The organism is Macellibacteroides sp., from assembly GCF_050251695.1.
Lineage (GTDB): Bacteria > Bacteroidota > Bacteroidia > Bacteroidales > Tannerellaceae > Macellibacteroides > Macellibacteroides fermentans.
Genome location: NZ_JBFWMI010000066.1, coordinates 15889 through 19643 on the forward strand (window position 1 = coordinate 15889; position 3755 = coordinate 19643).

At 40.8% G+C, this 3755-nt stretch carries 4 protein-coding genes and 1 tRNA gene; 4 read left to right on the forward strand and 1 reads right to left on the reverse strand.

Features of this window, described 5'->3' with window-relative positions; genetic code table 11:
* Positions 1 to 407: 407 nt before the first annotated feature.
* Positions 408 to 479 (reverse strand) — tRNA-Met (locus tag AB7E53_RS10455).
* Between the two features lie 146 nt (positions 480 to 625).
* Here AB7E53_RS10455 and AB7E53_RS10460 point away from each other — a divergent pair.
* The 4 genes from AB7E53_RS10460 to AB7E53_RS10475 are packed head-to-tail and all read left to right on the forward strand — an operon-like array spanning position 626 to position 3620.
* A complete protein-coding gene (locus tag AB7E53_RS10460) occupies positions 626 to 1225 on the forward strand; it encodes a TetR/AcrR family transcriptional regulator (protein WP_068180696.1) in 600 nt (199 codons plus the stop codon).
* A gap of 5 nt (positions 1226 to 1230) precedes the next feature.
* Positions 1231 to 2175, forward strand: coding sequence for a 3-oxoacyl-ACP synthase III family protein (locus AB7E53_RS10465; protein WP_446775550.1), 945 nt, complete (start codon positions 1231 to 1233; stop codon positions 2173 to 2175).
* Positions 2176 to 2194: 19 nt separating this feature from the next.
* Entirely contained in the window at positions 2195 to 2941 is a 747-nt protein-coding gene (gene fabG, locus AB7E53_RS10470; RefSeq protein WP_068180702.1) for a 3-oxoacyl-[acyl-carrier-protein] reductase, read from the forward strand.
* A 1-nt stretch (position 2942) separates the two neighbouring features.
* Positions 2943 to 3620, forward strand: coding sequence for an RluA family pseudouridine synthase (locus tag AB7E53_RS10475; protein ID WP_079683475.1), 678 nt, complete (start codon positions 2943 to 2945; stop codon positions 3618 to 3620).
* Positions 3621 to 3755: the final 135 nt, after the last annotated feature.

Below are 3755 nucleotides of genomic sequence, written 5' to 3' on the forward strand. Positions count from 1 at the left end.
AATAGGAAGCAGTGCTTTTTTCATTTAATACTTTTATTTTTTTCAATACGAAGAACTATTCGTTTGTCAGCTGTGTCCTTTGCGTTTGTCATATGTTGAATGCAAAGTAGACAGCTGTATACCTTGCGTTGAACATATGTCAAACGAATAGTGTATAACGATGAAAAAAATAGATTGTAGTTATGAAAAGAAAAGTTTACTGCTGTTTTGTAAATAGTTGGTGCTATATAACTTTTGCTGAGATTGATAATTGTTTACGCCGGATGAATGCAATAATAAATAAAAAGTGAAGGATATTTTTGTAAAATAGTTAAACTGGTTGTGTTGATTATGGACGGGGGTGAGCATAGCTTTGCAGCAGATACAAAAAAAGGTCCTTCAAATTTATGAAGGACCTTTTTCTATTGTTGCGGAGGCAAGACTCGAACTTACGACCTTTGGGTTATGAGCCCAACGAGCTACCACTGCTCCACTCCGCGATATATGTTTGTTATTTGATAACGGGTGCAAAGGTAGGGAATAATCTTTATAAAACAAATTAATTGCAACTTTTTTTTAATATACTTGGTAGATACAATCTTTTTTGAGTACTTTGCGCACAGTTTCAATCAAAATGTGCAATACGATGCCTATTACAGTTTCAAAAACACGTGACATGTTAGTGGATGTGGCCAGACAATTGTTTGCTCGCTCTGGGGTGGATAATACAACCATGAATGATATTGCACAGGCTTCCCGCAAGGGAAGGCGTACGCTATACACCTATTTTAAGAGCAAAAATGAGATTTATATGGCTGTGGTTGAGTCCGAGTTGGATTCATTGCATAAAACGCTGCTAAGCGTAGCCAGTAAAGATATTCCGGCGGATGAAAAGATTATCACCTTTATTTATACACGCCTGGATGCTATTAAGGCTTTGGTATTCCGTAATGGAACGCTTAAGGCCACATTCTTTCGTGACATCTGGAGAGTGGAGAAGGTCCGGAAGAATTTTGACATCCGTGAAACAGAAATAATAGAAGGGATTCTTAAAGAAGGTGTAGCTCAGGGAATTTTTGAGATGCCGGATACACATATTACTGCAGTTGTACTGCATCATGCTTTTAAAGGTCTGGAAGTACCCTATATCAGAGGATTGATGGGCGACAATGTATCACAGCGTCTGCAAAGAAAAGACAATGTGATGAATTTGATATTCAACGGAATCAAGATAAAGAAAAATTAGAAAACATGTTTATTAATGCAACAGGGTTTTATGTGCCCGAAGAGAGGGTGGATAATTCATATTTTTATAAGGTTAACGGATTGACAAGTGAGTGGATATTTCAACGTACGGGTATAGTTACAAGATCGAAGGCAAAACCTGAAGAGAATGTTACGACCATGGGCCTAGAAGCCATTGAAAATGCTTTGCCAAAATTACCCTATGATATCACGGGAGTCGATCTCATTATATCAGCATCCTATTCTCCCTACGATACAGTGGCAACAGCAGCTCATGTGGCACAGCAGAAATACAACATACAAAATGCGAAAGCATTGTATCTTTCGTCTGCCTGTTCTTCTTTTGTAAATGCGTTGGAAGTGGTGGAAGGATATTTCGCAATGGGAAAAGCAACGAAAGCGTTGATTATATCGGGCGATAAAAATTCGGCTTACAGCAATGAGCATGATCCCAAAGCCGGACATCTGTGGGGTGATGCCGCTGCAGCTTTTTTTATTTCTAAAGAGCCTGTTACCGGTAAGGAACCTAAAATTTTGGAAATATATACCGAAGGATTGGGACATATCAGTAACGGACCCGAAGGGGTGATGCTCCGTCCCTGCGATGGTGGAATCTCGATGCTCCACGGAAAGGATGTGTTCATTCAAGCTTGTACCTACATGCCCAAAAATGCGCTCTATCTTTTAGATAGGAATGGCTATACGGTGAACGATCTTACCTATTTTATAGGACATCAGGCCAATATGCGTATCATGTCTAATATAGCGCGTCAGCTGGAGATTCCGGAAGAGAAAATTCTTTCAAATATCGAAGAGTTGGGAAATACCGGTTCGGTAAGCTCTGCATTGGTGTTTGCGCAAAATGATTCAATTTATAAAGAAGGAGATCTGATTGTGCTTACTGTTTTTGGTGGAGGTTATTCTGCCGGTTCTTGTTTGATAAAGTGTTAAACATATAAATATAAATGATATGAAATTATTGGAAGGAAAAGTAGCTATCGTAACTGGAGCTGCCCGTGGTATCGGTAAGGCGATTGCATTAAAGTTTGCAGCAGAAGGTGCTTCCGTTGCTTTTACAGATTTGGCTGTTGACGACAATGCTCTGGCAACAGAAAAAGAGATAGCGGCTATGGGCGTTAAAGTGAAGGCTTATGCTTCTAACGCTGCCAATTATGAAGATACGCACAATGTGGTTGACCAGATTGTTAAAGATTTCGGACGTGTAGATGTGTTGGTTAACAATGCCGGTATTACTCGTGACGGTTTGATGATGCGTATGACAGAGCAACAATGGGATATGGTTATTAACGTAAACCTGAAGTCGGCTTTCAACTTTGTACATGCCATCACTCCTGTAATGATGAAACAAAAAAGTGGCAGCATTATTAATATGAGCTCTGTTGTGGGTGTTTCCGGAAATGCCGGACAGTGTAATTATTCGGCCTCTAAAGCTGGTATGATCGGTTTGGCCAAGAGTATTGCCAAAGAGGTAGGTTCTCGAGGAATCCGTGCCAATTGTATCGCTCCGGGATTTATCATTACGGAGATGACCGCTGTGCTTACTGAAGAGGTAAAGGCCGAATGGGCAAAAAATATTCCGCTTCGTCGTGGCGGTACTCCGGAAGATGTGGCTAATGTTGCGACCTTCCTGGCATCCGACTTATCTTCTTACGTAAGTGGTCAGGTGATCCATGTTTGTGGTGGAATGAATATGTAATATGGAAGTTATCTACGAAGATAATCATCTGATTGCTGTAAATAAGACCTGCAGGGAGATTGTTCAAGGCGATAAAACCGGTGATACTCCACTTTCGGAGATATTAAAGGCTTGGTTGAAGGAGAAGTATGCCAAACCGGGAAATGTTTTTGTTGGTGTGGCACATCGCCTGGATCGTCCGGTTTCGGGATTGGTATTGTTTGCCAAGACCAGTAAGGCGCTTGCCCGTTTAAACGAGATGTTTCGTACCGGGGATATTAAAAAGACCTATTGGGCCATTGTGAAAAATAGTCCCCCTACAGAAGAGGGTACGTTGGAACATTGGTTGGTAAGGAACGAAAAGCAAAACAAAAGCTATGCTTATACGGAAGAAAAGCCCAATTCCAAAAAGGCTATCTTACATTATAAGCTGCTCGCACGATCGGATAATTACTACTTGCTGGAAGTCGACCTTAAAACTGGCAGACATCATCAGATACGGTGTCAGCTGGCTAAAATGGGTTGTCCTATTAAAGGCGATTTAAAGTACGGTTCTGAACGATCCAATAAGGATGGCGGGATTAGTCTTCATGCACGCAAAGCCCAATTTATTCATCCGGTCTCTAAAGAGCCGGTAGAAATAGTGGCATCGGTTCCGGATGACTCTCTGTGGAAAGGAATAACAGCTTCGTTGATTTAATAAATAACGAGGGTGTGTCAAAATAGGCACACCCTCGTTTTATGCACAAAGGTCGAACTTTCCCAAGCTCGGCCTTTGCTATTTCCTAGAGTTTTTGTAACTTTAGGTTTTCAAAATTCATATGACAAAGTTACA